The 26,083-nt window shown below is 53.3% G+C and carries 46 protein-coding genes and 2 tRNA genes; 16 read left to right on the top strand and 32 right to left on the bottom strand.

Annotated features, from left to right (window positions below):
* Positions 1-17: 17 nt before the first annotated feature.
* The 31 genes from ACOTXD_RS13995 to ACOTXD_RS14145 all read right to left on the bottom strand — a co-directional run bounded on the left by ACOTXD_RS13995 (position 18) and on the right by ACOTXD_RS14145 (position 17,574).
* A complete protein-coding gene (locus ACOTXD_RS13995; protein ID WP_032104699.1) occupies positions 18-467 on the bottom strand; it encodes a phage cement protein in 450 nt (149 codons plus the stop codon).
* Positions 468-479: 12 nt separating this feature from the next.
* Positions 480-1,745 carry a hypothetical protein gene (locus tag ACOTXD_RS14000; RefSeq protein WP_421766435.1) on the bottom strand — a complete coding sequence of 422 codons (1,266 nt, stop codon included), beginning with the start codon at positions 1,743-1,745 and terminating at the stop codon, positions 480-482.
* Positions 1,746-1,747: 2 nt separating this feature from the next.
* The gene (locus tag ACOTXD_RS14005; RefSeq protein WP_421766436.1) at positions 1,748-2,674 is read right to left on the bottom strand and encodes a phage minor head protein; all 927 of its coding nucleotides are present in this window, start codon (positions 2,672-2,674) and stop codon (positions 1,748-1,750) included.
* Complete coding sequence (locus ACOTXD_RS14010; protein WP_421766437.1) at positions 2,634-3,983, bottom strand: anti-CBASS protein Acb1 family protein; 1,350 nt, start codon at positions 3,981-3,983, stop codon at positions 2,634-2,636. Before ACOTXD_RS14010 ends, ACOTXD_RS14005 begins: the two co-directional genes overlap by 41 nt.
* Before the next feature lie 50 nt (positions 3,984-4,033).
* Complete coding sequence (locus tag ACOTXD_RS14015; RefSeq protein ID WP_126499329.1) at positions 4,034-4,393, bottom strand: hypothetical protein; 360 nt, start codon at positions 4,391-4,393, stop codon at positions 4,034-4,036.
* Positions 4,394-4,447: 54 nt separating this feature from the next.
* Positions 4,448-5,704 carry a PBSX family phage terminase large subunit gene (locus ACOTXD_RS14020; protein ID WP_421766438.1) on the bottom strand — a complete coding sequence of 419 codons (1,257 nt, stop codon included), beginning with the start codon at positions 5,702-5,704 and terminating at the stop codon, positions 4,448-4,450.
* Positions 5,701-6,156, bottom strand: coding sequence for a DUF2280 domain-containing protein (locus tag ACOTXD_RS14025; protein ID WP_058647147.1), 456 nt, complete (start codon positions 6,154-6,156; stop codon positions 5,701-5,703). The genes ACOTXD_RS14020 and ACOTXD_RS14025 overlap by 4 nt, the downstream gene beginning before the upstream one ends.
* A 31-nt stretch (positions 6,157-6,187) precedes the next feature.
* The gene (locus ACOTXD_RS14030) at positions 6,188-6,826 is read right to left on the bottom strand and encodes a putative metallopeptidase (protein WP_421766439.1); all 639 of its coding nucleotides are present in this window, start codon (positions 6,824-6,826) and stop codon (positions 6,188-6,190) included.
* A 3-nt stretch (positions 6,827-6,829) separates the two neighbouring features.
* On the bottom strand, positions 6,830-7,048 hold the full coding sequence (locus ACOTXD_RS14035) for a hypothetical protein (protein ID WP_058681676.1): 219 nt from the start codon (positions 7,046-7,048) through the stop codon (positions 6,830-6,832).
* 155 nt (positions 7,049-7,203) lie between these two features.
* The gene (locus ACOTXD_RS14040; protein WP_421766440.1) at positions 7,204-7,722 is read right to left on the bottom strand and encodes a Rha family transcriptional regulator; all 519 of its coding nucleotides are present in this window, start codon (positions 7,720-7,722) and stop codon (positions 7,204-7,206) included.
* 279 nt (positions 7,723-8,001) lie between these two features.
* Entirely contained in the window at positions 8,002-8,259 is a 258-nt protein-coding gene (gene lysC / locus ACOTXD_RS14045; RefSeq protein ID WP_419096157.1) for an Rz1-like lysis system protein LysC, read from the bottom strand.
* A complete protein-coding gene (locus ACOTXD_RS14050) occupies positions 8,153-8,629 on the bottom strand; it encodes a hypothetical protein (RefSeq protein ID WP_047740643.1) in 477 nt (158 codons plus the stop codon). The genes lysC and ACOTXD_RS14050 overlap by 107 nt, the downstream gene beginning before the upstream one ends.
* The gene (locus tag ACOTXD_RS14055) at positions 8,617-9,261 is read right to left on the bottom strand and encodes a glycoside hydrolase family 19 protein (protein WP_421766441.1); all 645 of its coding nucleotides are present in this window, start codon (positions 9,259-9,261) and stop codon (positions 8,617-8,619) included. The genes ACOTXD_RS14050 and ACOTXD_RS14055 overlap by 13 nt, the downstream gene beginning before the upstream one ends.
* On the bottom strand, positions 9,245-9,616 hold the full coding sequence (locus tag ACOTXD_RS14060) for a phage holin family protein (protein ID WP_048961198.1): 372 nt from the start codon (positions 9,614-9,616) through the stop codon (positions 9,245-9,247). The genes ACOTXD_RS14055 and ACOTXD_RS14060 overlap by 17 nt, the downstream gene beginning before the upstream one ends.
* Before the next feature lie 173 nt (positions 9,617-9,789).
* Positions 9,790-9,864, bottom strand: a tRNA-Thr gene (locus ACOTXD_RS14065).
* A gap of 5 nt (positions 9,865-9,869) precedes the next feature.
* A tRNA-Asn gene (locus ACOTXD_RS14070) sits at positions 9,870-9,944 on the bottom strand.
* A gap of 121 nt (positions 9,945-10,065) precedes the next feature.
* Entirely contained in the window at positions 10,066-10,755 is a 690-nt protein-coding gene (locus tag ACOTXD_RS14075; protein WP_421766442.1) for a bacteriophage antitermination protein Q, read from the bottom strand.
* A 109-nt stretch (positions 10,756-10,864) separates the two neighbouring features.
* Complete coding sequence (rusA, locus tag ACOTXD_RS14080; RefSeq protein WP_061856551.1) at positions 10,865-11,227, bottom strand: crossover junction endodeoxyribonuclease RusA; 363 nt, start codon at positions 11,225-11,227, stop codon at positions 10,865-10,867.
* Entirely contained in the window at positions 11,224-11,514 is a 291-nt protein-coding gene (locus ACOTXD_RS14085; protein ID WP_015964709.1) for a DUF1364 domain-containing protein, read from the bottom strand. The genes rusA and ACOTXD_RS14085 overlap by 4 nt, the downstream gene beginning before the upstream one ends.
* On the bottom strand, positions 11,507-11,677 hold the full coding sequence (locus ACOTXD_RS14090; RefSeq protein WP_032680710.1) for a NinE family protein: 171 nt from the start codon (positions 11,675-11,677) through the stop codon (positions 11,507-11,509). Before ACOTXD_RS14090 ends, ACOTXD_RS14085 begins: the two co-directional genes overlap by 8 nt.
* On the bottom strand, positions 11,677-12,132 hold the full coding sequence (locus tag ACOTXD_RS14095) for a YbcN family protein (RefSeq protein WP_061856552.1): 456 nt from the start codon (positions 12,130-12,132) through the stop codon (positions 11,677-11,679). Before ACOTXD_RS14095 ends, ACOTXD_RS14090 begins: the two co-directional genes overlap by 1 nt.
* Before the next feature lie 210 nt (positions 12,133-12,342).
* Complete coding sequence (locus ACOTXD_RS14100) at positions 12,343-12,624, bottom strand: hypothetical protein (RefSeq protein ID WP_023330682.1); 282 nt, start codon at positions 12,622-12,624, stop codon at positions 12,343-12,345.
* Positions 12,625-12,769: 145 nt separating this feature from the next.
* Positions 12,770-13,018 carry a hypothetical protein gene (locus tag ACOTXD_RS14105; RefSeq protein ID WP_421766443.1) on the bottom strand — a complete coding sequence of 83 codons (249 nt, stop codon included), beginning with the start codon at positions 13,016-13,018 and terminating at the stop codon, positions 12,770-12,772.
* Positions 13,015-13,710, bottom strand: coding sequence for a hypothetical protein (locus ACOTXD_RS14110; RefSeq protein ID WP_421766444.1), 696 nt, complete (start codon positions 13,708-13,710; stop codon positions 13,015-13,017). The genes ACOTXD_RS14105 and ACOTXD_RS14110 overlap by 4 nt, the downstream gene beginning before the upstream one ends.
* Positions 13,707-14,141 carry an ead/Ea22-like family protein gene (locus tag ACOTXD_RS14115; RefSeq protein ID WP_421766445.1) on the bottom strand — a complete coding sequence of 145 codons (435 nt, stop codon included), beginning with the start codon at positions 14,139-14,141 and terminating at the stop codon, positions 13,707-13,709. The genes ACOTXD_RS14110 and ACOTXD_RS14115 overlap by 4 nt, the downstream gene beginning before the upstream one ends.
* Positions 14,138-14,434, bottom strand: a complete 297-nt coding sequence (locus ACOTXD_RS14120; protein WP_421766446.1) for a DUF4406 domain-containing protein — start codon at positions 14,432-14,434, stop codon at positions 14,138-14,140. The genes ACOTXD_RS14115 and ACOTXD_RS14120 overlap by 4 nt, the downstream gene beginning before the upstream one ends.
* 241 nt (positions 14,435-14,675) lie before the next feature.
* On the bottom strand, positions 14,676-15,020 hold the full coding sequence (locus ACOTXD_RS14125) for a hypothetical protein (RefSeq protein ID WP_063436875.1): 345 nt from the start codon (positions 15,018-15,020) through the stop codon (positions 14,676-14,678).
* A gap of 1 nt (position 15,021) precedes the next feature.
* Positions 15,022-15,711: a replication protein P gene (locus tag ACOTXD_RS14130; protein ID WP_421766447.1), complete on the bottom strand. Its 690-nt coding sequence runs from the start codon at positions 15,709-15,711 to the stop codon at positions 15,022-15,024.
* Positions 15,708-16,643, bottom strand: coding sequence for a replication protein (locus ACOTXD_RS14135; RefSeq protein ID WP_063159763.1), 936 nt, complete (start codon positions 16,641-16,643; stop codon positions 15,708-15,710). The genes ACOTXD_RS14130 and ACOTXD_RS14135 overlap by 4 nt, the downstream gene beginning before the upstream one ends.
* 184 nt (positions 16,644-16,827) lie before the next feature.
* Complete coding sequence (locus ACOTXD_RS14140) at positions 16,828-17,370, bottom strand: toxin YdaT family protein (protein WP_032666797.1); 543 nt, start codon at positions 17,368-17,370, stop codon at positions 16,828-16,830.
* A gap of 3 nt (positions 17,371-17,373) precedes the next feature.
* Positions 17,374-17,574: a Cro/CI family transcriptional regulator gene (locus tag ACOTXD_RS14145; RefSeq protein WP_017383044.1), complete on the bottom strand. Its 201-nt coding sequence runs from the start codon at positions 17,572-17,574 to the stop codon at positions 17,374-17,376.
* Positions 17,575-17,677: 103 nt separating this feature from the next.
* On the opposite strand from ACOTXD_RS14145, the gene ACOTXD_RS14150 reads away from it, so the two are divergent.
* Together ACOTXD_RS14150 and ACOTXD_RS14155 are read left to right on the top strand one after the other, a co-directional pair.
* Positions 17,678-18,388 carry a LexA family protein gene (locus ACOTXD_RS14150; RefSeq protein ID WP_017383045.1) on the top strand — a complete coding sequence of 237 codons (711 nt, stop codon included), beginning with the start codon at positions 17,678-17,680 and terminating at the stop codon, positions 18,386-18,388.
* 155 nt (positions 18,389-18,543) lie between these two features.
* A complete protein-coding gene (locus tag ACOTXD_RS14155) occupies positions 18,544-19,572 on the top strand; it encodes a P63C domain-containing protein (RefSeq protein WP_049111696.1) in 1,029 nt (342 codons plus the stop codon).
* A 134-nt stretch (positions 19,573-19,706) separates the two neighbouring features.
* Here ACOTXD_RS14155 and ACOTXD_RS14160 read toward each other — a convergent pair whose 3' ends face one another.
* Positions 19,707-19,904: a hypothetical protein gene (locus ACOTXD_RS14160; protein WP_026080591.1), complete on the bottom strand. Its 198-nt coding sequence runs from the start codon at positions 19,902-19,904 to the stop codon at positions 19,707-19,709.
* A gap of 584 nt (positions 19,905-20,488) precedes the next feature.
* On the opposite strand from ACOTXD_RS14160, the gene ACOTXD_RS14165 reads away from it, so the two are divergent.
* From ACOTXD_RS14165 to ACOTXD_RS14230, 14 genes are all read left to right on the top strand, one after another.
* Entirely contained in the window at positions 20,489-20,767 is a 279-nt protein-coding gene (locus tag ACOTXD_RS14165; RefSeq protein WP_058655845.1) for a hypothetical protein, read from the top strand.
* Positions 20,768-20,930: 163 nt separating this feature from the next.
* Complete coding sequence (locus ACOTXD_RS14170; protein WP_032936036.1) at positions 20,931-21,179, top strand: DUF7446 family protein; 249 nt, start codon at positions 20,931-20,933, stop codon at positions 21,177-21,179.
* Positions 21,176-21,334: a hypothetical protein gene (locus ACOTXD_RS14175; RefSeq protein WP_421766448.1), complete on the top strand. Its 159-nt coding sequence runs from the start codon at positions 21,176-21,178 to the stop codon at positions 21,332-21,334. Before ACOTXD_RS14170 ends, ACOTXD_RS14175 begins: the two co-directional genes overlap by 4 nt.
* Positions 21,331-21,537 carry a cell division protein FtsZ gene (locus ACOTXD_RS14180; protein ID WP_001752704.1) on the top strand — a complete coding sequence of 69 codons (207 nt, stop codon included), beginning with the start codon at positions 21,331-21,333 and terminating at the stop codon, positions 21,535-21,537. The genes ACOTXD_RS14175 and ACOTXD_RS14180 overlap by 4 nt, the downstream gene beginning before the upstream one ends.
* 78 nt (positions 21,538-21,615) lie before the next feature.
* Positions 21,616-21,900 carry a host nuclease inhibitor GamL gene (gene gamL, locus ACOTXD_RS14185; protein WP_219356297.1) on the top strand — a complete coding sequence of 95 codons (285 nt, stop codon included), beginning with the start codon at positions 21,616-21,618 and terminating at the stop codon, positions 21,898-21,900.
* A 9-nt stretch (positions 21,901-21,909) separates the two neighbouring features.
* Positions 21,910-22,824, top strand: a complete 915-nt coding sequence (locus ACOTXD_RS14190; RefSeq protein ID WP_042889506.1) for a recombinase RecT — start codon at positions 21,910-21,912, stop codon at positions 22,822-22,824.
* Positions 22,821-23,303, top strand: coding sequence for a siphovirus Gp157 family protein (locus ACOTXD_RS14195; RefSeq protein ID WP_032105028.1), 483 nt, complete (start codon positions 22,821-22,823; stop codon positions 23,301-23,303). Before ACOTXD_RS14190 ends, ACOTXD_RS14195 begins: the two co-directional genes overlap by 4 nt.
* Positions 23,304-23,311: 8 nt before the next feature.
* Positions 23,312-23,740, top strand: coding sequence for a regulator (locus ACOTXD_RS14200; RefSeq protein WP_110875527.1), 429 nt, complete (start codon positions 23,312-23,314; stop codon positions 23,738-23,740).
* A complete protein-coding gene (locus ACOTXD_RS14205; RefSeq protein ID WP_164552435.1) occupies positions 23,737-23,904 on the top strand; it encodes a hypothetical protein in 168 nt (55 codons plus the stop codon). Before ACOTXD_RS14200 ends, ACOTXD_RS14205 begins: the two co-directional genes overlap by 4 nt.
* On the top strand, positions 23,901-24,653 hold the full coding sequence (locus tag ACOTXD_RS14210) for a hypothetical protein (RefSeq protein WP_126502146.1): 753 nt from the start codon (positions 23,901-23,903) through the stop codon (positions 24,651-24,653). The genes ACOTXD_RS14205 and ACOTXD_RS14210 overlap by 4 nt, the downstream gene beginning before the upstream one ends.
* A gap of 2 nt (positions 24,654-24,655) precedes the next feature.
* Positions 24,656-24,874 carry a hypothetical protein gene (locus tag ACOTXD_RS14215; RefSeq protein ID WP_421766449.1) on the top strand — a complete coding sequence of 73 codons (219 nt, stop codon included), beginning with the start codon at positions 24,656-24,658 and terminating at the stop codon, positions 24,872-24,874.
* On the top strand, positions 24,871-25,578 hold the full coding sequence (locus ACOTXD_RS14220) for a hypothetical protein (protein ID WP_063158905.1): 708 nt from the start codon (positions 24,871-24,873) through the stop codon (positions 25,576-25,578). The genes ACOTXD_RS14215 and ACOTXD_RS14220 overlap by 4 nt, the downstream gene beginning before the upstream one ends.
* A complete protein-coding gene (locus ACOTXD_RS14225; RefSeq protein WP_063158906.1) occupies positions 25,575-25,766 on the top strand; it encodes a DUF1382 family protein in 192 nt (63 codons plus the stop codon). The genes ACOTXD_RS14220 and ACOTXD_RS14225 overlap by 4 nt, the downstream gene beginning before the upstream one ends.
* Before the next feature lie 91 nt (positions 25,767-25,857).
* A complete protein-coding gene (locus ACOTXD_RS14230; RefSeq protein WP_063158907.1) occupies positions 25,858-26,073 on the top strand; it encodes a TraR/DksA family transcriptional regulator in 216 nt (71 codons plus the stop codon).
* The last annotated feature ends 10 nt before the right edge of the window (positions 26,074-26,083 follow it).

Consider the following 26,083-nt stretch of genomic DNA (forward strand, 5'->3'; position numbering starts at 1 on the left):
ATGTTTTTGTCCTTTTGTTACGCGCCAGCAGCGGCGGCAGTGCCAACGCGCATGCGCACGCGGATGAAGTCGGTGGTGCTGGCCGCGATGGTGTATTCATCCTGGCTGTATCCGATCACTGAATCAGTGTCATCGGTTGCCAGGGTAAACTGACCGGCAGTACCCAGCTTGATCGGGCTGTCTTTTTTATACGCACCAGGCAGGCAGCGCAGCGCCAGTTCACGACCTTCTTCGACGTAATTGCCGACAGCCGAATCACCGGCAGGGATTGATTCGGTGATGGTCAAGCCCTGGTGATAACCGACATCGATGATGTACAGGCGGCCGGTCAGCGCAGTTGCCTGAGCAAACTTATCTGAGGAGTTGATGGTTGCCGCAGTGCCTGGAAGCAGCGCGGCGGCCGTGGTGCGGGTTTCGGTCTTGTACAGAGACTGACCATCGATATTAACGCGACGATAACGTGGCATTATTCCGGCTCCTTACTTGAAGTGTTCGTCTGCGGCAGGTGCGCCGGTTTCTTTGTGCTGCTGAGCATTGTTGGTGCCCAGCGGAGCAGCTTCGCCCAGCGACTTGAACATTGCGTCCAGGGCATCGCCAGAAAGCGCGTTGGCCACGATGTCACCATGGACCTTAGCAACCGCATCACGCTTGGCTTTCTCTTCAGCGCGTGAGTTGGCGGTCAGGGTGTCAGCGAGTTGCTTCTGGTTGGCCTGTAGCGCATCAACCTTTTCCGCGAGAGGCTTAATAGCCGCTTCAGTATTGGTCGCAACAGCCTGGCCGATCATGCTGCCGATTTGTTCCAGTTCTTCTTTGGTTAAAGGCATGTCGCCCTCCGTTTTGTGGTTTGGTGCAGGCTGTTCCTGCGGTGTGAATAGAGCTTTGAATTTGTTAGCGACGACTGCGACCCACGACTCCTGGCGCGCTACTGCGGTGCCGGTATCGTCGAAGGTTATTACGCCGCCCTCAGACTTGTAGCCAAACACCTCAGCGCTGCCGCCGTTGCGGATGATTACAGCTTGCGAGTCAGTGAAATCAGCAACCCATGCGTATTCATCCGCGCCCGCCGCAAACTTCGCTTTGGCTGCGCGATCGAGACGCTGCTCGCGCTCCCGGTAGGATTCACCCACCAGCGCGCCCGAGTTAGCCTTGAGCGGTTGAGCCAGATCGGCATTGACCATCAGGCCAACTCCCTGCTCAGGGGTTGCCGCCCCAACTTCGTGCAACAGGATCGCGTCGTGGTCCATGCGATGGATGTCGGCAACCCACTCCGCACCTGTTGCGCGCTCCTGCTCGCTCGGCTCAAGCTGATCGAGGAAAGCGGCCACGCTGGTATGAATCGGCGGCACGTCTTCACCGCGCTCAATGGCAGCGACACGTTCAAGCAGTTCCCTGCCACCTTCCGACTCGCTAGCGCGGGCAACATCTACCCACTTTTCTAGGTAGATGCGATTACCGGACTTCTTAACGTTGCGGTTCCACGCGCCGATATGGCCTGCGTTAATCCCCTCAGGTGAGAAAGCAGACACAAACTGACCGTTAACCTGAGGATGCCCAAGCGGTGCCAGGGTGCCTTCCAGTCCCTTATAGTGGGCGTCGATTTGTTCTTGCGTGTACAGCCCGCCATTCATGACGACGTTCGCCGGAAGCGTGTAACTCGGCAGTACCAGATGCTCACGCCCGTTGTATGTTTCGCGCCGGATAGACTGACTGTTCACCTTCGTGGTGATGTTGACCTGCATAGGCATAGTTATTTCTCCGCCCAGGCGTAACCGCGCGCCTGCATCGATTTATATTCCTGTTTGAGTTTCGTGATGGTGTCCGGGTATTCCGGATTACCGTCCGCATCAACCAGCACAGACTGCTGGCTGCATTTGCAGTTGATGGAGTTGCCATCCTTGCTGTACCAGTCACGGACCTCTTCATTGGTGTAGAGGTGGGCATGGCGCACTGCGTGGGTATGTCGGGTTGTCGGTGACAGAGCCGAGATGTGAACCAGAAGCGTTTTAAGGCCGTAAAGGTCATTCGCCTCCTGGTCTTCATCCCACTTAGCCCGGCGCAGCGCGGTAGTCACTTCAGTGCGTGCTATACGGTTTGCCCGGCGCTTCTCGATGCCGGTCTGGTCTGTCAGGTTGCGGGCAATTTCCAGCGGATTAAGCCCGCGCCCCACGCCATCAGTCAGCACACGCGCCATATCTCGCTTAACGTCAGCCGTCAGTCCCTTCATTTCCTCAAACACACGGGCATGCACCAGCGCCATGCGTTGCTGATAAGGGTCGCTTGCGAGGATGGACGCCAGCGACTCACGCCCTGCTGCATACACCGGGGATTGCTGGCTGAGGTTGTAGAACGACTGCCCGGTCCCTTTCTCCGAAGCCAGATCGATGTACTCGTAAAACCACAGGTCGTAGTCGCCACCTTCAAGCAGCACCTGATCAACCAGGTAACTGGCATCGTTCAGGATGATGGAGAGTAGCGTTGGGTTTAGCTGGTATTCGTATCTGGCGTTTACTGCGAGTGAGGAAGGTATTTTGTCGAGTGCTGATTTGTACGCTTTGCCAATCTTATTCATCCGCCTGGCGAAGTCTTTCATTGCCCGGCGTTCCAGCGCATCGGCCCCGGTCGGGTCCTTATAGTTACGCGGCAGAATCGGTGGCTTCGTCTTCTTCGTCGCCATCCTCTTCTCCTAAAGGCTCTTCGTCGTCATTGTCATAGCCCGCAGCCGTGCGAATCTCTTCACGGGTGAACGCGGGTTCATCGCCGCTGCCCTGCATGGTCTGGTTAATCTCGCCCATGGTCTTGGCGTTGGTGAGCTTCTCAGTGCCGGTCTGTTCATTCAGGTCATCCCAGATAACAGCCTTCTGGCTGACGGCGTCGATGATTTGCAGGTCAATAAGCTTGTCGCAGAAGTCCTCTATTTCGAAAGAGAGGTCTACGCGGCGCGACTGACAACGAGCATTAAAGTATTTCTGGTCTTCGGTGCTGGACCGCTCGGCCTGCTGGTTACCAACCAGAATACGCGTAGGAATATCAACTCCTGCGGCGGCTGTTTGCAGGTTTACGTTATAGGTTGGAGACGGATCAGAAACCGGAGAAACAAGGGAGGTTACGCTGGCCCCCTGGAGAGAAAGCAGCACATCATTGCCGCGATTCATCTCGCGTGCAGCGTCATTAAATTTATCCTGCAACTCATCTACTTTAACGCCGTACATAGATGCAATGCTGCCAAAGTCGATTTCCTTGTCGAAACTAAGTGCTAACTGGCGAGCGGCGTTCTTCAGGAATGACTCACCAGACCCGCCCTCTACCTTCTCCAGGCTCACAAAGGCGTTATAAGCTGGTTCAAGGAACCCAATGGCATCGTCAGAGTAATCACCAAGGATGAAAACGCGATCAGGATGTATATTGACGCGGCGTGTCGAACCGTTCGGAAGGCGCTCGGTGTACTGCCACATCTTCGGCTGGCCGTATGTCTTCGAATTCAGGCCTGTGTCCCACTCGCTCACCATGAGCGATCCTGCCCAAGCCACGGAAACCTTCTGCAACCCGCGCCCTTTAGTAACCGGAAGGTTCCAGTCTTTTTCATCGCGGACGTGCAGAAGGATGCCTGCATAACGACCGACAAGGCGACGACGATCCGCCTCGGCAAATGAGCGCCAGAACCGGTTGTTGAATACCTGCTTTGACTTGTTTTCCCAGGCAGTTTCGTTTTCGCTCTCGTCGGCATCGTCACCCTCGATGATTTCCGGGTTAGTCTGCCAGCACTTGCCCACCAGCTTCTCAACGGCACCGTGAGCGATACCACCGCGCCGATACAGGGCATAAAGGTTTTCGTATGTTACCTGCTCAGGGAAGCCATACTCGCACCATGCTGAATGGCGCTTATTGTCCAGCCCCATTGTAGGCGCCATCAGCCCCATACGGGCGCGAGCCATCCGCGCATCGTTCAACGCATGGTTGACGGCGAGAGTTAATTTGTCAGTCATGGTTTGTCCGTTGGTGGATTCATGGCAATAAAAAAGGCCGCCTGAGCGACCTATTTCATATTTTTGAGGATTTTGATTACTGTTTCGTTAAATATTACAAAGCATTCTTCTTGGTATCGGCTGTCACTTCGTTCAGCAGTAATATAGACAGGGTCTAAACATTCATCGAATTGGTCTGCTGTAGCGTCATAAATCACACCTTCAATCCTAACCCAATAATGATCTCTCTCAACCCCACCTGAATCCCTAAATTTCCCTTGGCATAGGCATGGGTTCATCCCAATTTCTGCTGCTGAGTAGCAGATAGCTAAGCTTGTTTCTTTGCAAAGATGCTGCTCAGGCAATCGCGATGTTTTATCCCTTGCTAACCGCGCTGAGACACATATTTTCTTTAGCTCGTCCTCTAGCATTTTGTACCCCACTCAATTTAGAGGGCTAACCATGCCAGAAAAATCTTCATACTTCTATCGCCTAACCTGCAACCGCTTAGGAATCATCACCCCGGCCATCTGGCCCTTGCGCTTAATGTGTCCGTCGAGGCTGTAACGAATACCGTCCCAGCAATGCTCGTAACCATCGGCGAGCTTCGGCAACACCTCACCGGTGATGCGGTCCGTTTTGTACGACCACATGCGGGCCTCGCGCGCGACGTTCTTGCAGCGGGGATGGATAATGATTTCGTCGAATCCGCGAAGGTGCGCGATACCGTCCTCAACGCTACCCTGCCATTTCTCGGCAGCTGAGATGTTGAATCCCTGCCGCTTGAGATAGCTAATCGTCTCGGGTCGAGCGGAGTCGGCCTTGATGGGCCAGTCACGCGATCCGGGGATTGTGTCGTATAGCTCTGGCATGTGGTCGAGCTCTGTCTGCTGCCCGTATGCCTCGTATTCGATGTACAGCCGGTTGTGCAGGATGAACGAGCGCACCAGCGTGTTCGGGTCTTTAGCGAAACCGAAGTCAGCTCCGAAGAACAGACGTTCGGCCTCTTTCCATAACTGGTCCGAGAACTCAGCGATCCGGTATTTTCCGGCCAGGACCTGCTTATCGGAGTTTTCGAGATAGGCCCCTTCCCACACCCACGCGTAAGTTGCCGGGTCTAGGCGGCGCTGATCGTTCTGTCGCTCACCTTCAAGCACGTCAGGGAACCACGGGTTATCCGTATAGTTCATCTCAACGGTAATGCAGTCGTCGCCGGCTTCTTTGCGGAAACGTTTATCCGTTGCGCTGCCGTCGCGCTCCGGGTTCCACGTCACCCAAATCTCTGAACCTTCCTCACGAACGGTCGGGCTCAGCTTCTGCCATGCTATTTCGCTGACTGATTCAGCCTCATCGACCCAGCACAGCAGGATGCGCGCTTTCGACTTGATGCTGTCGAGGTTATGCCGCAGACCGCAGAACACGTAGTTAACGCTCTTGTCGATGGTGCGGATGTACTTCTCGCCGATATCAAAGTTGGAAGCCAGCCACGGTACAGACAGGATCGCCTGCTTCACCTCCTGCATACTCGACTCTTCCAACGAGTTCATGAACTCACGGGCGCAGAGCACCACGCCGCTTTCACCGTTCATCATCGACTGATAAGCCTTTACAGCAGTCATCAGGGCGAATGTGCGCGTCTTGGCGCTGCCGCGCCCACCGTGCGAACACCGGTAACGCTTATTCACGGCGGTGAACAGTGGTGCAAGCTTCGCGGGGATCGGCAGTTGAACGGCTTCACTCATGCTTTCGGCTCAACAGGTAGTAACTGGATGATTGTCGGCTGCGGAGTCATGCTGCCATCAGGGCTTGTATGCTCGACTTTCTGGCGATTTGTGTAGGCATCGCCCATTTCTTTGGCGGCCTGCTCGATAAGCTGCGAGGTCATGCCGTAGTTCTTCATCTTTTCAGCATTGGTCGCCATTCGGTCGAGAACGCGCAACCGGTACGCTTTATTTGCGATCGGAATGTCACCGATCTCATTCTGGAATCGTTTACGGGTAGCGTTGAACAGGTCAATCCACTTCTGGCTCAACTTGGCCGCCATTGCGTTGCCGGGCGTATATTGCGACACCTGCTGCCGTGAGACATCGATGCCATATTCAGCCTTTACAAGCTCAATGACTTTTACCGGGGTCTCGTAGCAGGCGAGTGACTGAACGATGAAGGCTTTAACCTCTGTCGATAATGCTGCCACAGGCTACCTCCATGACAATCTGAATAAAGCGTTACGCCAGCTTCAACATGCACGTCCCGCATGACCTGGCTATATCGATGTGAGCCACTTCTGCTGGCGCATTGGCCGCATCAACGAGCTCCTGTACTTCTTTGCTGGCACCGTATCGACGTACGACACCAGTGAATTCTTCGACGTCGTGGCCGCGCAGTGAGAGCACTGGCTGCCCGGTCTCTTTGTTGAACTTCGGCGCACCGGAATCATCGGTGGCCTGAGCGATGTGGTAAAGCTCATGCTCGACAAGCGCGCAGAACTCGAGGTCACTGCATTGTGAGCAGTAATCAGCAGCCAGGGTGATGATGAACTTCGGGATTCGCCCGAACCATTCATACATCTGCTGTTCCATTCTGGCTTTCTGCCAGCCACCGGCGCGTAGCATTACCTGTTCGGCCTGACCGAGAACATACCGCCCTTTCTTCGCAAACGAATAGGACGCCCACATGAAGCAGAGGTCAGCCTCTAACAGGTGTTCGTGGTCAGGGTTATGGATGCTTCCGGTATCGCTGAGGATTTGGCGCCTTACCCACTCATGCACTTCATTGGCGGGAATGAGCCGGGTGTATGGCTGCCAGTTGTCGGAGGCGATGAAGTTAACTGGCGGATAAGGCCTGCGCTCGTCATCGTTAGCCATGGGTTACTCCGTTGCTTGTTCTTCTGGCTGTTCAGTCTGCTCTGCCGGTACTGGCGTGAATTCCACGCGCTTTACATCAGCAGGAGCGAAATACAGCCACTGACCCGTCTCGGTCGCCAGCGGCACAAAGCCGTTTACCAGTTCAGGCTGACGTCGTGACATCTTGCCCGTGAAGGTTTCGCCTGTTTGGGTGGTTAACGTGATTTGGTAGATATCGGACATGATTACCTCTTTGCCTTGTCGCAGCTGTTGCCCTGCTTCTCAGAAGTGCTTAGCCACTTACGGCTTACCCGTCAGCAAGATGTGATCACCATCCTTGCGGGGTTACACAGATCATTATCGAAGCCCCTCAGTGAAGGGCTCCTGTAATGCCGCGATCAGCCAATAAGTAATTCCGGCTGCGTTACCTGCATGATGTGCTCATGCTCGAGCTCCAGAACGCGCTTCTCTTTCTTCCGCTCGTTCATCAACCGGCTGCCGATCGTGCCTTTCAGCTTTGAGCGCGTTTCTTTAATGGCGTAGCGGTGCTGCATTTCTTCACCCATCGCCATGCGTCGGTTTAGCTGCTCGGCCATCCAGTTAAAGGCATTGATATAACACTCCTTTACTGCGGCAGCTGTTTTGCCAGTGAACCCCATCACGAGCATCATGCATCCGTCGCGGGTGATGTTATACATAGGCTGAACATTGCCATTTTTATCAATGAAATCAATGGGCGCAAAATTGCGCTGGGTGAAGTCATCGGAGCATTTCAGGTTACGTATGGCACGCAAAACGTCTTTGTGTCGCTTGCCAAAGTAATCCGCCACCTTGAGTGATGTGGTGATTATCTTGTTGTCGAGGGTCGTGACCATTTCACGAAAATCGAAAGCCGGAATAACTGACGGATTATTCATAGCGTCTTTACCTTTTAGAAAGTGAGCCTGTCTCACAGAAAAGCCGCCCGAGAGAGGTCGCCACCTATAACGGTTTTTCTCAGGCTCGCTTACTGAAAGGCTCTCGTTTAGATGCGCGTGAGATGCACATAAAAAAGCCCCGCGGATGCGAGGCTGTGAGAATTTGCTACGGTTAAAGTCCAGAGGAGAGACTGTGTCAGAACCTCAGGGATGAGGCTCTATTTCCCCTGGGTCTGCTTATCCCATTCCTCGCGGAAATTGGATGGGTTGTCGAAACCTTCACTGCACTGGTTGGTTTTCATCATTTCGACCTTTCTCAATTTTGCGAATTGCTGCCCGGTCGATGTTGCACTGACCGACGATCCCGTAAAGTGTCGCGTTCATCGAAACACTGTCACCGTATGAGGGATTGTCTGGCAGATCAGGCACATCAATTCGCGACGTCAGATCCGCCGGAAGGTTCAGGGCCGGCTGCTTTATCACCCGGTATTCCACGGGCGGCTTCTGCTGCTGCGCGCAACCGCTCAACAGCGGCATCAGGAACAGGAGCAGCAGCGCACTTATCTGCCGCCAGGTAGCGCTTGATCTCGCTCTGGAGCATTCGGTTCTGCTTGGCCGATTCTGCCCTTTGCTCTGCGACCTCGGACATGACCACGTTTTGCCTGTTAACGGCGCCAGCAAGTTCTTTAACGCTCCCCGCCAGATCGTCATTTTTAGCCCTCAGGTCGTTGATCTGCACATCCTTGCTGTCGTTAAGCTGTGTCAGCCTGTCGTTCGTCGCCGTTAACTGATGATTGCGGGCATTTAGCCCCCACAGGCAGATAGCGACAAGGATGATGAACGCGCAAGGAATGAGAATGTGCGCATTATTTTTGAAAATGCGGAATAAACTGATTAACCCGAACATAAAACCCCCTTAGCTTTAGTCAAGCGGGCTTTCCTGTCCTCCAGTCCGTTGGTACCACCGTTGATGATTCTGGTGATGCGGCTAACATCATCTGAGTCAGCGATAGCGTTAAGTCCGTGATTGCTCCACCAGGCAGCTGCGGATTCAGCAGCATATTTAGGCTGAGTAAGTAGTTCTGGGCCATTTACGATATCAACGCCAAGCTGATTCACCAGCGCGGCGTAATTCGCTTTCCCCGTCACCTGAATCAGACCGCGCCCGCGGTAACGATATCCATCACCGCTGTTGCGATCGCCGTTACCGTTCCGGTTGGCGTAGATGATGCTGCCAATCATTTTCTGGTCGGCCGGGTGAGCATTCTGGCCCGAGTCAACGCGGCCATATTTAAAGGCGTCCGCCTGGCTGATGCGATTGCCGAACATCGCCAGCAACGCGCCGTATCGGTAATTCAGGCTCTCTTCCACATGAACGAAGCCAGATGATTCATGCCCCACCTGTGCGAGGAAGTGCGCCTGCCTCAACGGTGTGCTTATGTCGTACTTCTGCATTGCTGCCAGCACGACAGGAAACCACTTCCCGGCCAGTGCCGCACTGGTGCCGGTTGCTTGCTGGAATTTACTGAGGATCAGCATTTGCTTTGTCTCCCGGTTCATTCAGGCCAAGGCGACGGCGCGCATAGGCAAAAAGCGAATCCACCCCCACATACCCGACGCCAGCCGAGATCGGCCAGCAAAGCTCAGGGGGGAAATTCCAGTTGAAGATTGCCCATATAGCCGTGAGTGTCGGCTGAGCGAAGAAGCAAAGGATCCCGCACATCGTTGCGCCGGCGATCCGGTCTTTCCACTTTGATTTCGCGCCGCGCGAGGTAGCGAGTATCGACATGACAAAAGCCAGTACCGAATAGCCAGCTTCGTTTTTGTGGTTTACAAGCCACGCAAGCATCACCGCCCAGGTATCTGGTCTGTCTTGCATAGTGGTTTTCTTCATGTTCGCACCTGCTTGGTGCTGGTTGATTAGGTCAGGCCCTCGGGACGATTTAACAAGTAGGCGTGTCGAGGATGTTTCCCGGGACCTGAAAATAAAAAAGCCAGCGACAGGCTGGCAATGTGAGGGTAAGGCAATGTCGGCTATCTGGCCGAAGGGTCCCAGGTAGTGGGTTTTGGTGCCGGGCAAAGGAATCGAACCTCTGACGCGCAGCTTACAAGGCTGCCGTTCTGCCACTGAACTAGACCGGCGAATTTGGCGGGACAGGAAGGATTCGAACCTTCGACCATTCGGTTAACAGCCGAACGCACAACCGCTGTGCTTCTGACCCTGAAATGAAAAAGCCCCGGCGGTATGCCGAGGCTCATTTTACAAACTGGATAGGGACTATCATCTTCATGCCGCCGATGTAATTTAGGCAGCATATCAAAGTAGACTCAAATATGGCTCATTTAATTGACTTTTGCAATACCCTGCTGCGAAAAAGTCGCCTTTTGTTGTGATCGTGTTCTCACAGTGCAGAGAAGAGAATCGCCATCAAGCCGCTTAAAGATAGAGCACATGGCCCGCCAGTAGTCGGCATAGTTATGGCACCAGTTATCAGGTTTAACGCCGCACAGCGCCGCCAGGTCCTGATGCTGATACACATCCTTGCCCGCCAGCTCCGCTTTGACGTCCTGCGCCGCCAGCCAGATAAGCTTCTTCAGGCGCTCCATCGTCTTGCCGGCCATCTTCTTCGCGCCGAGCTGTTCCCGGAACACTGCCCAGGCCCATTGGGTAATCGCCACCTGGTATTCGAAACGGATATTCTCGCTGTAGTTCCACAGCAGCCAAGCTTTCTGGTGATCCTCCAGCGACAGGACAGCGCGGCGCCATGATGCGGTCACGAACTCAACCGGACCTACCAGCGCGATAGATGAACCCTTAGCGCGTGACTGGCTGCCACTCATCGGTGGTCCGTCCGGGTTGACCTTCCGGCCGGTGATCGGGTCGGTGATTTTCTTCCGGCCCCGGCTGCGCGCCGTCGCGGTGAATTGCGCGTTCTCGGCGAAAGCTACCAGCTGCCCTTTCGTCGCTCCGCTCAGATCTGCGGTCGCCACAATGAGCTGCTGACGTACGTATTCCAGTTGCTGACTGTTCATGCGGCTTCCTTCTGTGGCTGGTTGGTTTTGGTCTGGCCGTGCTTTGCTACTGGCGGCATGCTGGCGCGCTTAACGCTTTCTGCCTGGTACCGGAGGAAGTCGGTATGGTTCATGCGGCCTCCAGTTCGGTGATGGTCAGTTCAAGCCTGCCGCCTTTGACGATCGGCATTCTCTTCACGCTGTAGTAATCAACCTGCTGGTCATCGAGCCAGAAACCGGATTTCGTCAAGGCATCGAATGCGGCCTTTTGCAGATTGTCCAGGTCCCGGCGGCGGCGATCCGGCATGTGGCACTCGATACGTATTTTCACGGGCGTGGTCAGGCCGATATCCAGCATTGAGTCTTTGATGATTCTGGCGACGCTGTCGCGGTACGCCTGCCCTTCTGCGCTGATATGCGTGCGCCCGCGGTTATGCCGGTAGTAGCGGTTGTTGCTCGGCGGCCATGGGAGACTGATGCGATATTCATTCATGCTTTTACGAGCCCCTCTTTCAGCCAGATAACCTGCGTGCGGGCCATTCCTTCAAGCGCGCACTCCTTTGCATATTCCGCATCGACCAGGCGGGTGCGGCGATCAATCTCGTCGTGGCAACTGCTGCATGCAATGGTGGCGATCAGGTCAGGCGGCTTGATTCCGGTTCCGCACAGCCCCGCCAGGCGGATATGAGCCAGTACAGATGTCTCAGGATTTCCGTTGCATACGCCCGGGATGCGTACCTGGCATTCGCGACCGCGTGCCGCTTTGCATAAATTAGCCATGCGTTCTCCTCGCCGCGAGACGCAGCCATTTCTGATCCACCAGGCGGGCGGTGTAGTCTTTCATAGTCGGGATGTCGGACGGCTTAACCGCGGGCTTAGGCTGGCGGCGCGCCGGAACGCGGAAGATTTCGTTTGTGATGACGCGAGAAAGTGGAGTAGACATCATGCCTCCTGCTTATCGCGCAGCTGCTGGTACTCGCTGCTCTGCGGAATGGTCAGGTGGCAGCCGATGTTCATCGCCCAGGCTTCGACTTTGCACAGGAAAATGTACATCTCGCCGGTTTCCAGCTCTGACGTATGGCGGAGTGACTGCACGGTCGTGACCTCTCCGGACACGACATCCACCCGGTCTTTGCTTTCGTAACCGAGATAGGTGTGCTTCATCGCGTCTTTGACCCACTCAGGCGTAGCGAAGGTCTTGCCGCGGGCGATGAGGTACTCGCTGATTTCCGTGTACCACATGTGGCTTAGCGCGTTCTGCGACAGGCTGCGTTTCTCGCGCCATGGTTTGACTTGCAGGCGGAAACATTGCCCGGCATCCAGTAATGGCTGAATCTGCTGGCCTATGGCCGCGAAGTTGCCGCGATGGAGTTTGATACCGTCTACTGGAAGAGTCATACGGCCTCCCTAACGGAAACCGCAGAATGCAGAAAATCGCAGGTGCATTTCTGCATCTGTGACAAGGTGAGGAGTTCAGATTGTGGTCGCATTTAAGTCCCCTTAAATGCGCAGAAGTCACCGGAGTTGTTCAGGCTCCGATGACATGATTATGGACGGTTGATTCAACAAAATCAACGTAAGAGAAAGGCCTCCGGAGAGGCCAATGAGTTAGTCGTCCACGCGTTTAAAGCACAGCGGGCAAACATCATTTCCACCGTGCTCTTCGTATGCGCCTTTAACGGCATCAGTCATCTCTTTAAAATTTTCAAATGGATGACCACCATTGCTTTTTTTATAAGCTCCAGCTGCGTATTTATAGATGTTAGCCTCATCTACGCCTTCATCAACATAAGCGCCCTCATGATGGGGGCACTGCGTTAAAGCGCCAACCCTACCAAGCATCTCCAATGCCCAACACTCTTGTTTCATGCAAAGTTGATCGATACTCATAACGCCTCCTGTTGGTCTTACATCGCCAAATGAATGTACCACCAAGCAAGAGGAAATGAAGCAGTAAAATTGTAAAACATGTGTATATATCAATGGGTTAAAATAGTTTGCTATTTTTTTTTACAGCCTTGCTGCGTCGAATGGGTTAGGCATCCGGCACCTCTAGCGCAGCTTCGGGAACGGTATCAGCAATCCAACCGGAGCACTTCCTGCATCGAAAAACAGTTACACCATCCTGCGAATAAACAAACTGACCTATCACCTCAGGCTCTACGTTCTCATCCGGATAAAACGGTCTCTTCCTGTCGGTGCGGCCGCATGACTTTGGATCGGCGTTTAACTCGATGCTGATTGGCTCACCGCAGATGCATCTACCCTGGATGATTTCCATCACTTCACCTCCTGCTGCGGTGCCGCTGTGTACGCGCTACCTTCCTGCCATGGTTCGTTGCTACCGGTGCATGCATTACTGTGGTCATTGGCGTGCGGGCAGCGTTTGTTGCCGCATTCAGGACAGACGACGAAGCGCATGTCAGTCATAGTTATTGGTCGGCAGGTTCGGCACCAGCAGTCTGGAGCGTTGAGAGCATCACGCTCCGCAAAGATTTTATCGGCGTCGATTGCTATGCCGGAGTTGCGAATGGCTGCAATCCCATCGCGCAGCGTAGGAATATTTTCCGGAATATTTTGTTGTTGGTTTTGTGGTTGTTCGGCACCCTGAAGCATGGCGGCGCGGCAGGCGTTCCAGCCGAGCGCGTAGTAATCATCAGAGGCTGACTTTTCGCCTTGAGAATGAATAGCATCAGGCACAGATACCGGCGCTGGCGGGGCGATGTAAGCGCTCAGGACTTCGTACTCATCACTCCGGAACCAATCCGCCTTTGAGTGCAGCCAGCTACCAAACTTGCCTGTTACCTTATGTTTCACAATGAACCCCGCATGCTCCGCTTCTAGCGATGCCAGCGCTAACTTCATTGTCGCCAGCGCCATTGCCGCGTCTTCGTTTACAACGCCGGGCACAGCATCGCGCTCTTCTTCAAGCTCCGCGATTGTCTTCTGGAGCCATTCTTTGGTAAGTTCGCTCATGATGCTTCTCCTTTAGCGGCTGCGGCGATATTGACTCCAGCATCGTGCAGTGCCTCAAGCACCTGATGCTGCTTGTAAACCATTTCAGTGTGATACGGCTCATCGAAATCTACGCGATGCAGCATGCTATAGCGCTGTGGGAGTACAACCACACGCGCCTCCAGCTCAGCAATCCGCTTCTCTGCGGCTTCCAGCTCATCCAGCAGCGCCAAAATGTTGGCTGGACAAAATAAAGCGATTGCCTTTGCCGTTTTGGTATCAACCAGTTCAGAAGCGACCGGCTGATAACTCACACAACCATGCCCCTTTGCCACACTGCCTTTAACAACCACCTCAACGCCGCTAAAGCCATTGCGTGTTTGCCATTGCTCGCAGTTAAGCTTTAGCGCAGCCGATTTCAGCTTTTCCATAAGTTTGTCGATGTTGCTCATTGGGCAGCTCCTTCAAATTGGTAAGAAATTTTAATTCCCAGCTTTTTAGCCATGGCATGCTCAGCGACGGCCCCCTCAGAAGCTTGCCACCCATGCAGCATGTGAATGGCGTCGGCGCAGCGAAGCATCGCCAGGCAGATGTCCATATACTCACGCTGAGATAAACCATCCGGGAGCGCGGCCGGATTTAATACCACATGACCACCTGATAACATCTGCTGTGCTACTGCGTTAAACATCGGACGGTTGTAGTTTTCGTAACCCGTCATTGGTCCTGCGATGTAAATTTTCATACCCCTGCCCTCCCGTACTTGTCTGATAACTCGCCCATTTGCCTGTGGATTTCCGCAAGGTCACACCCTGCGCACCCCAGAGCTTCGGCTATGAGCTCTTGCTGTTCTTTGGATGGCCCGGCTTGCAGAATTTGATTGAGCTTCCTGTGCGATACGCCGCAGTGCCTGGCGATGCTGATGAGCGTTACACCGTTATCCTTCGCCATGGTCCTAACCATCCAGCGATAATCACTCCATTCGCTCATACCCCTACCCTCCCACAAACCATCAAAACCCTTCTCATCGCCGGACTGTTGCGGCACTCCTGGCAGATCACGTTTGTGTCCGTCCGCTGAATTAACTTCGACTTACCCTGCTTTATGCCCGGTATCGTGTCAGGGGCGTAGCGCTTGCCGTAACTGGTAAGGCTGTACAGGCGCTGGCCGTATTTTCCTTCACAGCTGATCAGGCCGTCGGCCAGCAACGTGCTCACCGTCCCGGATATCTTTTTGGTGTCCATACCGATAAGTCCTGCCAGTTTGACGCTGTTCAGGCCCGGGTTATTACGCAGGGCTGCCAGCACCTGCTCACGGATTGTTATGGTCATGTCACACCATCCCGTTCGACTTGTTGCGGTTGTACTTCGCCAGCAGCAGCTGGATCGGCGTCGGACCATGCTCGGCAGCCGGTGCTGCAATTGCCCGGCGTACCGGCGGCACTGGCTTACCCTCGGTGACGCGCTTCTCCCACATGTCCAGCAGATCGCCCGCCTCGCGTGCCAGTTCACCATGCGTTAACTGGCGTTCAGTGCTGCGGTGGCGCAACTCGACGCAGATGTGGTACATGACCGGCTGCGACCAGGGGAATTGTTCGCTGGAGGTGAATTCGAACGAACGTTTACGCCAGTCCCAGTACTCGGCGATCACCTGGTCAACGGTGATGCCCAGCACCCCGCCACTCTGTTTGCACCAGGCGACGAACTGGCCCGGCGACGGCAGGAATGGGCGCTCCTGGCGGCGGGCAATGCGCATACCAGCATCAACCTGAGCCATTGAGTGGATCCCGTTCTCCTGAAACGCCAGCAGCCACTGACGGCGGAATTCGTTCAGGTCGTCCTGGGTGCGGAAGTTCGCCATGCTGGCCGGGAACGCGGCACGCAGTTGGTTGAACAGCCCGTTAAACACTTGAGCCACCTGCTCGACCGGTGCGCGTTCCTGATACTGCTCTGGCAGGTTATGGGCCATGCGGCTCATCTGCTCGCGGTCGTGGTTACGCATCTGCTCTGCAAGAGATTTCATCGAATCACCTCATAAGCCCAGTCAGTGTTGTTGAAGTCCAGATCCGGCTTGGCGGCACGCTGTTCACTTCCGGCGTTGCGCTGCATCGTCAGCTTGTCCCACTGCTTACGCAGGCTTTCCGGGCTCAGGATGTTGGTCTGCCAGAAGTGGTGTTTGCTTGCCCAGTCGTACAGCGCGCAGATGTCCTGGTGCGACCTGTTGTCTATCTGGCGCATCAGGCGAACGGTGTTAGACCAGGAGGTCATGTCCGGGGCTTTGCAGGTTGGGTTAATCAGCTTCACCCTGGTGGAAATCCACTGGGCAGTTTTGAGGTCTTCAGCCGATCCCCACTTAGCACCGGATGGTGTGTAAATCGCAGCTTCTGGATGAGCTGATAAAAATTTCTTGAGACGTGCGTCAGAGGATTCGTCAGAATTCTCGGACGATAAGTTATTTATATTCTTGTTATTACCTTCTTGTTCATGATGTGCGGGGAATTGTGCGGCCTTATGTGCGGTATACCCATCTGAACCCGCGCCGTTACTGGCTTCATCATGTGCGCCTGTATGTGCGGCTTTATGTGCGGGTAAATCGTCCATTTTTTGAGCATATTCGACGTAGTTCGTGATGGTGATCACCCTGCCTTTTCGCTTCTCTCCTTCGATGGAAATCATCCCTTCGCGGACGAAAACAGACAGCATTCTCTCCACTGCGTCGCGGCTTGTCGGGTTGCCCTGGCGGTCACACAACTGAAGGCCTAGATCCGCAGCAGTGACGACCAGTTGACCGGGTTGCAGAGGCCATTGCTTGCCCTTGAAGAATGCCGTGTATGGCTGTCTGGCTGCGTCAATGAGCAGGTTCTCCCACAGCGCGCGCAGGAAAACATCCTTAGCCCAGGACTTCTTCTTGATGCTCCGGTACAACGGGACGTAACCAGATTTCTGGTTCTCCATCCTGTTGCTCCTTGCGGCTGAGTGCGCCGCGAAATTTGCGTAAGCGACGTTCGACACAGTTAAACCTCCTGCGCCTGGCGTTTTGGATTAGCATTTGTCATAATGACCTCGCACTTGTTATCTGCATTTGCACCTGAAAGTCGGTTCTGTTCGCGCAGACCGGCTTTCGCCATTTTTGTAGTTCTCACATAACCCCCAGCATCGACGTAACCATCGTCATCAGAGGGCCTACCTGCTCCGGCATGAGGCGGAACAGCGACGCTATACCCTCGCTTACCTCTTTCAGCTTCTGATGCTCTGGAGCGTCCAGCAGCACGGCCTGTTTAGCCTCAGCGAGTTCTTTCTCGGCTTCAGCCAGACGAGACATTTTGCAATCGGCACCGATAAGGCGAGTGCGATACTCAACAGGCAGCACGGCCATGATTGCGGGCGTCAGCTGGCGCACGTTCTCGCGGTACTGCTCGGAGTCGAAGCGATTATCCAGGAAGCGAAACAGTTTCTGGCGCGCCCGGCTGATGTCTTCCGGAAAGCTGATGGCGGTACCGCCCTGCTCCCGGTATTCGTTAATGATCAGCGCCGAAACGACGTCCTGATTGTCCAGCGCCGACGACCATGCCCGGACCGCATCGCGGATCTTTTCGTGGTCTGGCGCCGCTTTAGCTTGAGCGCGGTTTATCATCGCTCCCGGGTGTAATCCGGTATTGTGTTGATAAGTAAGTGATTGCATGTGCTATTCCTGATGTTCCTGCTTCTTGCTATGAGGAAAATCGCGGTATTCGACCGCCTTCACCTCGCCAGTAGGAAGCTTGTTGATAAAAATCTGACGACCAACCCTGATCGCTTTACTAATTGCCGTTTGGTGAACGCCGATGGCATCAGCTGCTTTGGCCTGACCTACCTCGCCAACAAACTCAGCTAAAGAAATTTTCATGTGGTTGCTCCATTGAGTGCATAACCAAACAATACCAGAAGTATTACACAAATCAATACTTGCGGTATTTTTAAAATATGAGCTTTGGTATTAATATCTGATAATGGAAAAGAAAAAGATTCTCACCCCCGCTCAAGTGGCTGATTCACAGCGTTTAAAAGCCCTTTACGAAGCGAAGAAAAAAGAACTGGGTATTACTCAGCAATCCATTGCGGACGCGCTGGACATTTCTCAGGGTGCCGTCGGCCATTACCTCAATGGAAGGAATGCCTTAAATACAGCGGTAGCATCGGTCTTTGCCAGGCTTCTTGGGGTTAGTGTCTCTGATTTCAGCCCGTCACTTGCGAAGGATATCTCTGATATGAGCTCGGTGGCGTCGGAAAATACTTCTTTCGCAGGGCATTATTCACCTGGCTCAAAATATCCGGTGATTAGCAAAGTTCAGGCGGGCGCCTGGTGTGAAGCGGTTGAGCCGTACACCCTAAAGGATATAGACCTTTGGCTTGAATCAGATGCTCACATTCAAGGTGAGGCATTCTGGCTACAGGTAGATGGTGACTCAATGACAGCACCGGCGGGCCTTAGCATCCCAGAAGGAACCTTTGTCCTCTTCGATACTGGGCGCGAGGCGATCAACGGCAGCCTAGTAATAGCAAAGCTATCCGATTCGAACGAGGCAACATTTAAGAAGTTAGTGATCGACGGTGCGCAGAAGTACCTGAAGGGTTTAAATCCACAGTGGCCATTGGTAGCGGTGAATGGTAACTGTCGAATTATCGGTGTTGCAGTAGAGACGAAGATGCGGCTGGTCTGATCGGCAAGATGTTCTGGTCGGCGCATAGCTGGTAGGCATCAATCAAATATAAGAGGTCGCACAAATTCGGCCTTTTTTTCTCGCAAAAATTTAATTTGCGCGTTATAACGCGCATATGGTTAAATGCTCGAACATTCACAACGCGAGCAAATAAAATGACTAATATGATAGAAAGCCATGATGGAAACGAGCCAACCGGAAAAGCGAAAGGCGGGAAGGCCCTTGCAGAAAAAAGAACCCCTGAAGAACGAAAAGCTGCATCCCAGAAAGCCACAGCTGTAAGGAGGGAGTTGGCATCTCTGCCTGAGGTTTTTTATGGCTCCCCTGATACGCCGCTGGAAATTGGGGGGGTTAAATTAGAATGCTACGTATTAGATGACGCAGATAAAACGCGAGTAATCACAGCAGGCGGCGCTGGGGTTGGGTTGGGATTTCACCCCTCAAGCGCGTCAGCGCGACTCGTTAATATGGTTACTAGCGAAAGAATATTACCCTATATTAACAATGAGTTAGTTCATCAGCTCCAAAACCCAATAAAATTCAAATATCCTTCAAGCAACGTTGTCGGCATGGCATATCCAGCTACTATTTTAGCGGATATTTGCGATGCGATTTTGGCTGCTAGAAAAGAAAATAAGCTTCAGTCACAGCAGCAGCACATCGCTGCACAAGCTGAAATTTTAATGCGTGGGTTCGCGCGCGTGGGCATTGTTGCGCTGATTGATGAAGTCACCGGGTACCAGCGAGATCGAAAGAGGGATGCGCTGGCAGCAATTCTTGAAAAATTTGTATCAAAAGAAATGCGCCCATGGCTAAAGACTTTCCAGCTCGACTTCTTTGAGGAATTATGCAGAGTTTGGGGTTACGCGATGCCAGAAAAGCCCGGGGCATATCCACCCGTTTTTGCTCACGTTATTAGAGATATTGTGTACGACAGGCTTGCGCCAGGGGTCCGCTCTCAATTGCAGGACTTGAAGAAGAAGCGAGGCGGGAAAATGCACCAGTGGCTTACCGGTAACGCGGGATATAATGATTTAACCCGGCACCTTGGGGAGCTCACGATGTTATTACGGGTAACTCCAGATGGCGCAAAAGATCAATTCATGGCAACTTTAGACCGTTTCAAACCTAAGTTAACTATTGAAGAGTTGATTGACGCGTCTGATGCACAAAAAGCAAAATAACCAGCACCCGGCCACCGCGCCGGTTTTTTTATTGCCCACCCATAAAGCTATCCCCCATTCTGCCGATAACTATCCAGTCTGAAGCTGATAACAATAACTATCGCAACACTACCTGCCCGCCCGTGCGGGCTTTTTTATTGCCCTTTCCGCACTATCTCAGCCGCATCCCTGTTCACGCCCTTCCCTATCACGTTTCCTGTTTCCTTCCGGTACTGCTTCAGCTTGTCGATGATGTTTTGCTGGGTCATGGGTAAATCAGCCAGTGACAACTCCATGACCGCCCGCCCCATCGCCTGAATTTTCATGCTTATACGCTCTTCATCCAGAACCATGCACATCCCTCCTGCTGTTTTTTTAAGCGTAGCACTGGTATTTACAAAAATAAAATCACATCAAATTCATACTCTTAGTATTAATCAAAGATTTATTAATACTAGCGGTATTGCTATATATTAATACCGCTAGTATTGTTAACTCATCGAAACGAAACATCGACAGCTGAGCGAAGTTAGCCAGCGGCGAAGTTGAGATTCGGTCAGTCGAACGGCGCGACAGTAAACCATGCGTCGGACCATAGGCGGGCTCAGGAAGAGCGGCAATTATGGCAAAGCGAATAAAAAGATTTATTCCAGTCTATTCGAAGCTGAGTGGGCTGTGCTGAATCAACCCACGCAACAAAGGAGCTTTTATGCGACGGCAAAGCTATATCACTCACAAATAATCGGTACCACAAATGCTTTCGGAAACCCCGGCGATGTCGGGGTTTTTGGTGAGTGTTTTGGGCTGGCAGACGGTTATCAGCTAGTTGGTGAGGTAATGGCTCACCAAGGCGACGACGGCCTTCCCTGCTTCATTGTGGGGAGCCAGCACCAAAGCATTTCTCCCGCATCAGCGGGTAACGACAGAGGGTAAGGCAATGGGATTAAAGCAGGTTAAGCGCTTCAAGGAAGATGACGAGGTTATTTGGTCTAGCCAGGCAGGTGGCGCTGAGAAGGTAAAGATTGGCACTGTGGTTGAGGTAATTCCGGCAGGGAAAAGCATTCTGCATTCCCGGTTCCGCAATGAACTCGATGCATCAACGCTGCCGCGAAAAGAAGAAAGTTACATCGTCTGCGTTGGCCCAAAGCCTGGGTCGAGAGCGAAACCAAAATACTACTGGCCGCGAACATCGGCTCTTTCATTGAATACGAACTAACCCGCTCCGGCGGGTTTTTTATCGGCCATACCTCAGCTCATTCCAACGAGTGAGCGTGAGTTATGACAACCGGCGGCCATCCACCGCCCTTTGAAACACTGAATAAATGCGTTGAAGTCTTGTATTAACCGTTCCGTTCGCCGCGATAAGGCCAAGAGGATTTATGAGCAACCCAATCACAGTAGGTTTTTCAGGTCTGACGAAGCGAATTTTCGCGGGTCGGTCAAAGCCAGGCAAATTGGCGCCCGGTGTTCGTCAGTTTACTGGCGAGAAGTTTGATGTGACAGACGAGGCTATTTTCGCTGTAGCACACCTGATGGTTGCTCGCGATGACATCATCGTTATACCACTGCCGAATGGCGACGAGATTCACCTCCGCGCAGACATCAAAGAAAAGCGGGAGGCATCATGACAGTCACCCACAACGGCAAGCAGTACACCGCCAAAAAGCTCAACGATAACGAGTGGCAGCTGACGTCGGTATCGAACCCGCGTGAAAAGCTGACGCTCAACCGCTGGCACATGAAGCTGGCTGGCCTCCTGGCACAGGTTGAGGTGAAGGTATGATCGGAATGCACTACGGCACCGCATCAGTGCCACGTAGCGAGGTTTTACCGGGCACAATGCTGCAACACCACGGCAAAACTTATCGCGCCTCTGCGAACGTTGAGAAAGGCCTGTACGCCTTCAACATCTTCGAAAAAACCATCATCAAAAGTGATTCCGTCGTTGTGCTGCTGAATGAGCGCGGCGAGCCGATGGTTCATTGATATTAACCACCCTATTCAACCGATCGGCCTGGCTTTTTGCGGGCGGGATCTGCACATCCAAATTTCAGGAGTTCAGCCATGAACGCATATCTCACTGACGACCGCATCGAAGATCGGCGCTGGGTTAAGCAGCAGCTCGACGACGAGAAAGAGAAGTGGATCGACGACCGGGCACAGCAAATCATCGACATGATGCCAAAAGAGCCGTCCGGCCTCTTCCACTTCTCGGTCCCGATTGACTCCAGCCCATACGAAGGACTTCGCAGCGATATAGCTGGCGAAGCCTACAACGATTTCATTTCGGCAGTTGCTTACGCCCAGGCGGAATACGACTGGGAACACCGTACCGGCTGCCCGTTTTAAGGAGTGATTATGAGCTTCGATCTGATTCAGTTCGTAAAGGAGCAGGAGCCGCTGTTTGTCGGCGCCCTTACCGACCAGTCTCTGACTTGGGCAAAGGAATGCCAGTTCGCTATACAGTTATTCCAGCGCAATCAAAAATTGGCAGAAACGGCGATTTCCAACCCCACCAGCGCCCAGAACGCGATCATCAACGTTGCAGCGGTCGGCATAAGCCTGAACCCTGCCAGCAAACTGGCTTATCTGGTTCCGCGCGACGGTATGGTCTGCCTCGATATCAGCTACATGGGCCTTCTGCACATTGCCCAGTCGGCTGGCGTCATCAAGTGGGGCCAGTGCAAGCTCGTTCATGCTGGCGACGACTACGAGACGCTGGGTCTCGATAAGGCGCCAGCTCACAAATACAACCCATTTGCTACACCTGACGATCGCGGCGCCGTTATCGGTGGCTACTGCACTGTTAAAACCGCTGATGGCGACTATCTCACTGAAGAGATGAGTCTCGCTGAGATAGAAGAAATCAGGAAAGTGAGCAAAGCGGGAACATCACCAAAAGGCCCATGGGTCAACTTCTGGTCTGAGATGGCCAGGAAGACGATCGTCAAAAGAGCATATAAATACTGGCCGCGTGCTGACCGTCTGGATAATGCCGTCGATGTGCTCAACGAGAGCGAAGGCATATACACGGACCCAGTTATGCCCTACACCCCTGAAAGCGAAATCATCCAGTCGGAAGAAAACGCAAAACAGGAACTTATCAACACCATCCATTCACTATGTGAGGACATGAAGCAGGCGAAAAATATGCATGCTCTCAAAACTCACTTCCAGGCAGCTTACAAAATGACGGTCGGAATGCAGCTTCAACAAGAGGTTCAGGCCGTCTATGCCAAGTGCAAAGCAAAATTCGAAGAGGTTACGCAATGACAGCTCTTTACCAGATCGCCAATGATTTCGCAAAGCTGACTGATTCAGGCATGGAGCCTGAAATGATAGCCGACACCCTTGATGGCATTGAGTGGGAGCTGGAAGCAAAGGTCGAGCAGATCCTTGCTGTCTGCAAAAACGAATCTGCTTATGCCGAGGCGCTGAAAGAAGAAAGCAAGCGTCTTGCAGAGCGCGCAAAAGCCGCAGAAAACCGTGTGTCGAGCATGAAAGATTATGTGGCCACCTCCCTCGAAACAGCAGGAAAGAAATCACTGAAGGCAGGCATTCATCAGGTAACGGTTCGCGCGCCTTCCAAGTCAGTAGAGATTACAGATGCCAGCGCACTTCCTCCTGAATTCGTCGAATACGAGACGAGCATCAAGCCAGACAAATTGGCTATCAAACACCAAATCGAAGCTGGCGTGGATGTACCTGGCGCGCAAATAAAACTCGGCAAACCTTCACTCATCATCAAGTAGGTGGAGCCATGAAACGCACACCATTTTACCGCAGGCCAGGGCGAACCGGGCAATTCTCAGGTCTCCGCGAACGCGTTATCTGGATGATTCAGACGCGCGGCCGCCCGGTAACGGGCAGCGAAATCGCCGAGAAGTTTGGCGTAACGCTCATTGAGTTTAACCGGGTCGCCAACGGCATTACCCGCGGCTCAGGACAGATAGCGCAGATCGTTGAGTCGGAAAAGTGGATCAACGAGGACGGCATCTGCGACCGGACATTTAGTCTGGCCAGCAAGCCAAAGGTCGTAACGCCGCAGGGTAAATCGCGGCTGTTCACCCGGCGCGCCATAGAGCAATCGCAGGAAGGCAGACGGCAGGAGTGCATTGAACGTGCCGCCCGCCGTAGCCGACTGATTGCTCAGGGCCTATACATCGACGAAATGGAGTCAGTGCTATGAAAGCGTGGTCACTCGAAGAGCTGGCGCTGCTGTGGCGACACTCAAACGCTGAAGTCGCTGAGATTACCGGCCGCTGCATTGAAGAGGTAGGAGATAAGCGGCTGCAAACCAATATTGAGCGCAATGGCTGGGATGTTAACGATCCGGAGCGGGAGGGTGCATGATCCATTTTCACGGCGGACCGATTACGCCGGACACATGCGCCCTGAAGGCATGGAAAGGCAGGCACGCTTTCATTTCCTTCGCCAACCCCGGCCAATTAGCCCTGGCCAGCGAAGTCACCCAGTCTTTCGCGCTGGATAACGGCGCATTCAGCTTCTGGACGAAAAAGCGCGTTGTTAACTGGAATGACTACTACGAGTTTGTTGCTCGGTGGATGAATCATCCCCGCTTTGCGTTTGCCGTCATTCCTGACGTGATCGGCGGAACGAGTGAAGAGAACGATGCGCTTATCGCTGAATGGCCGCACGGTAGCGTTGTCGGCGCGCCGGTATGGCACATGAGCGAACCCGATGAACGCTTCTTCAGGCTGTGCCGGGAATTTCCTCGCGTATGCATCGGTAGCATGGGTGAATACGATGCAAAGCGACCAAGAGCGTGCCGGGCAAAACTGCGCGATCTGATACGCCATGTAGTCGATAAAAACGGCTATCCAATTACGAAGCTTCACGGCCTGCGCATGCTGAATGCTGACATCTTCCGTCACATCCCTCTGTCGTCAGCTGATAGTACAAACGTGGCGCGCAACATCGGCATAGATAAAGCGTGGGATAAATCAGCATACGCGCCGGCAAGCAAAGAAACACGGACAGCAGTGCTTGTAGAACGCATTGAGGCCTATAACTCGGCGAGCGCTCTTAACTACGACGAGGAAAGGGATCGGTTTACACCACAACTGGCTTTGGAGGTTTAAATATGACGCCAGCAAATGAAAACGCCATCCGCGCAGCCTGCCGCCGCTGCACCGAGGAAATTCAGCAGGCCATGCGCAAGAAGCCAAAGCCTAACTGGAACGAAACGGTTCCTCCCATCATCAATAAGCATCACAAGAAAATTGAAGCTCTGGGAGTTAGCCTTCTGGAGTTCGTCGTCAAAACTGGCCGCCTTAACGGGCGGCTTGGAGCCGAACAATGATTCGCCGACAGATAGATACATCAACCCGATTTCTGCTTGATACCGCCTTTCACCGACTTGAAATAATCCGTGATGACGGTCTCTACCGCCACCTGCGCATGAAGCAGCCCGGTACGTCCTGTTATTACTTCGACATTATCACCTGGCCGGGATATCTGACTGTCACCGGCGACATGGGCACCTGGACATTCTCCCGTATCGCGGACATGTTCGACTTTTTCGGTCCGTGGCAAGACGGGATTAACACCGGTTACTGGTCAGAAAAGCTGGAGGCTGGCGCTGGCTATTCAGCATGTGAGCTATTGGCGAAAGAGTACGATCATGATGCTTTTTGCCGGAGCCTGAAGGAATCAATGAGCGAGTATCTGGAAGATGCTCCAGAGGACCAGCAGGAAGACGAAGACTGGGATGATGAAGACGATACTCGAGACAGTGATAAAGCCAAGGTTCGTGAGGTAGTCCGTGAATTATGCCGCGGTGGATTTAGCAATGACTGGGAAGCATATCAGGCAGTTTATAACGCTGACTGGCCCGAAAGTTGGAGCGCGTGGGATGTCTGCGACGGGTTGACGTTCAAAACCTACACCAGCCACTTCCGCTGGATACTCTTTGCCATCACCTGGGCGATCTCCAAATACCACAACACGAAGATGGTCGATAAGTCGATGGCTACCTTCCTCGCAGTGAAAGGGTTACCAGCATGAACAGAGCATCACCAGTTGATTTGAGGAAAAGCCTCGAAATCGCCAACCACCTGGCGCACATCGGGATTCGCTTTGTGCCGATCCCGGTGGCGACCGAGGAAGAATTCCAGACGCTGGCTGCCGAGTTATCGCGACGGCTTGAGCAGATGGCGGTTGAAGCCGAGAAGAATGAAGGCGGTGCAACATGAAGGCGCTAATCACCCGGGAGCTTAAGGCTCCTTTTTTATTGCTGGCGTTCACATTCAACCGAATTAACCGACAGTTTAGGGAGCATTGACCATGGCCGACATCATCGATACCGCAGCAGAGATTGAAGAGATTCAGCGTAACGCTGCCCTTTCAGCTCACCGCATCGACCGCAAAGCCGTATCAGCTGAGCGTTGTGAAGAATGCGACGAACCAATTCCCGAGCCGCGGCGCGCTGCCGTTCCCGGCTGCCAGACGTGTGCGGAGTGCCAGGAAGAGAAAGAATTCAAGTCAAAAATTTATAGGTGAAGTAATATGC

The organism is Enterobacter cloacae complex sp. CDL013 (genome assembly GCF_049238805.1).
Classification (GTDB): Bacteria; Pseudomonadota; Gammaproteobacteria; order Enterobacterales; family Enterobacteriaceae; genus Enterobacter; species Enterobacter hormaechei_C.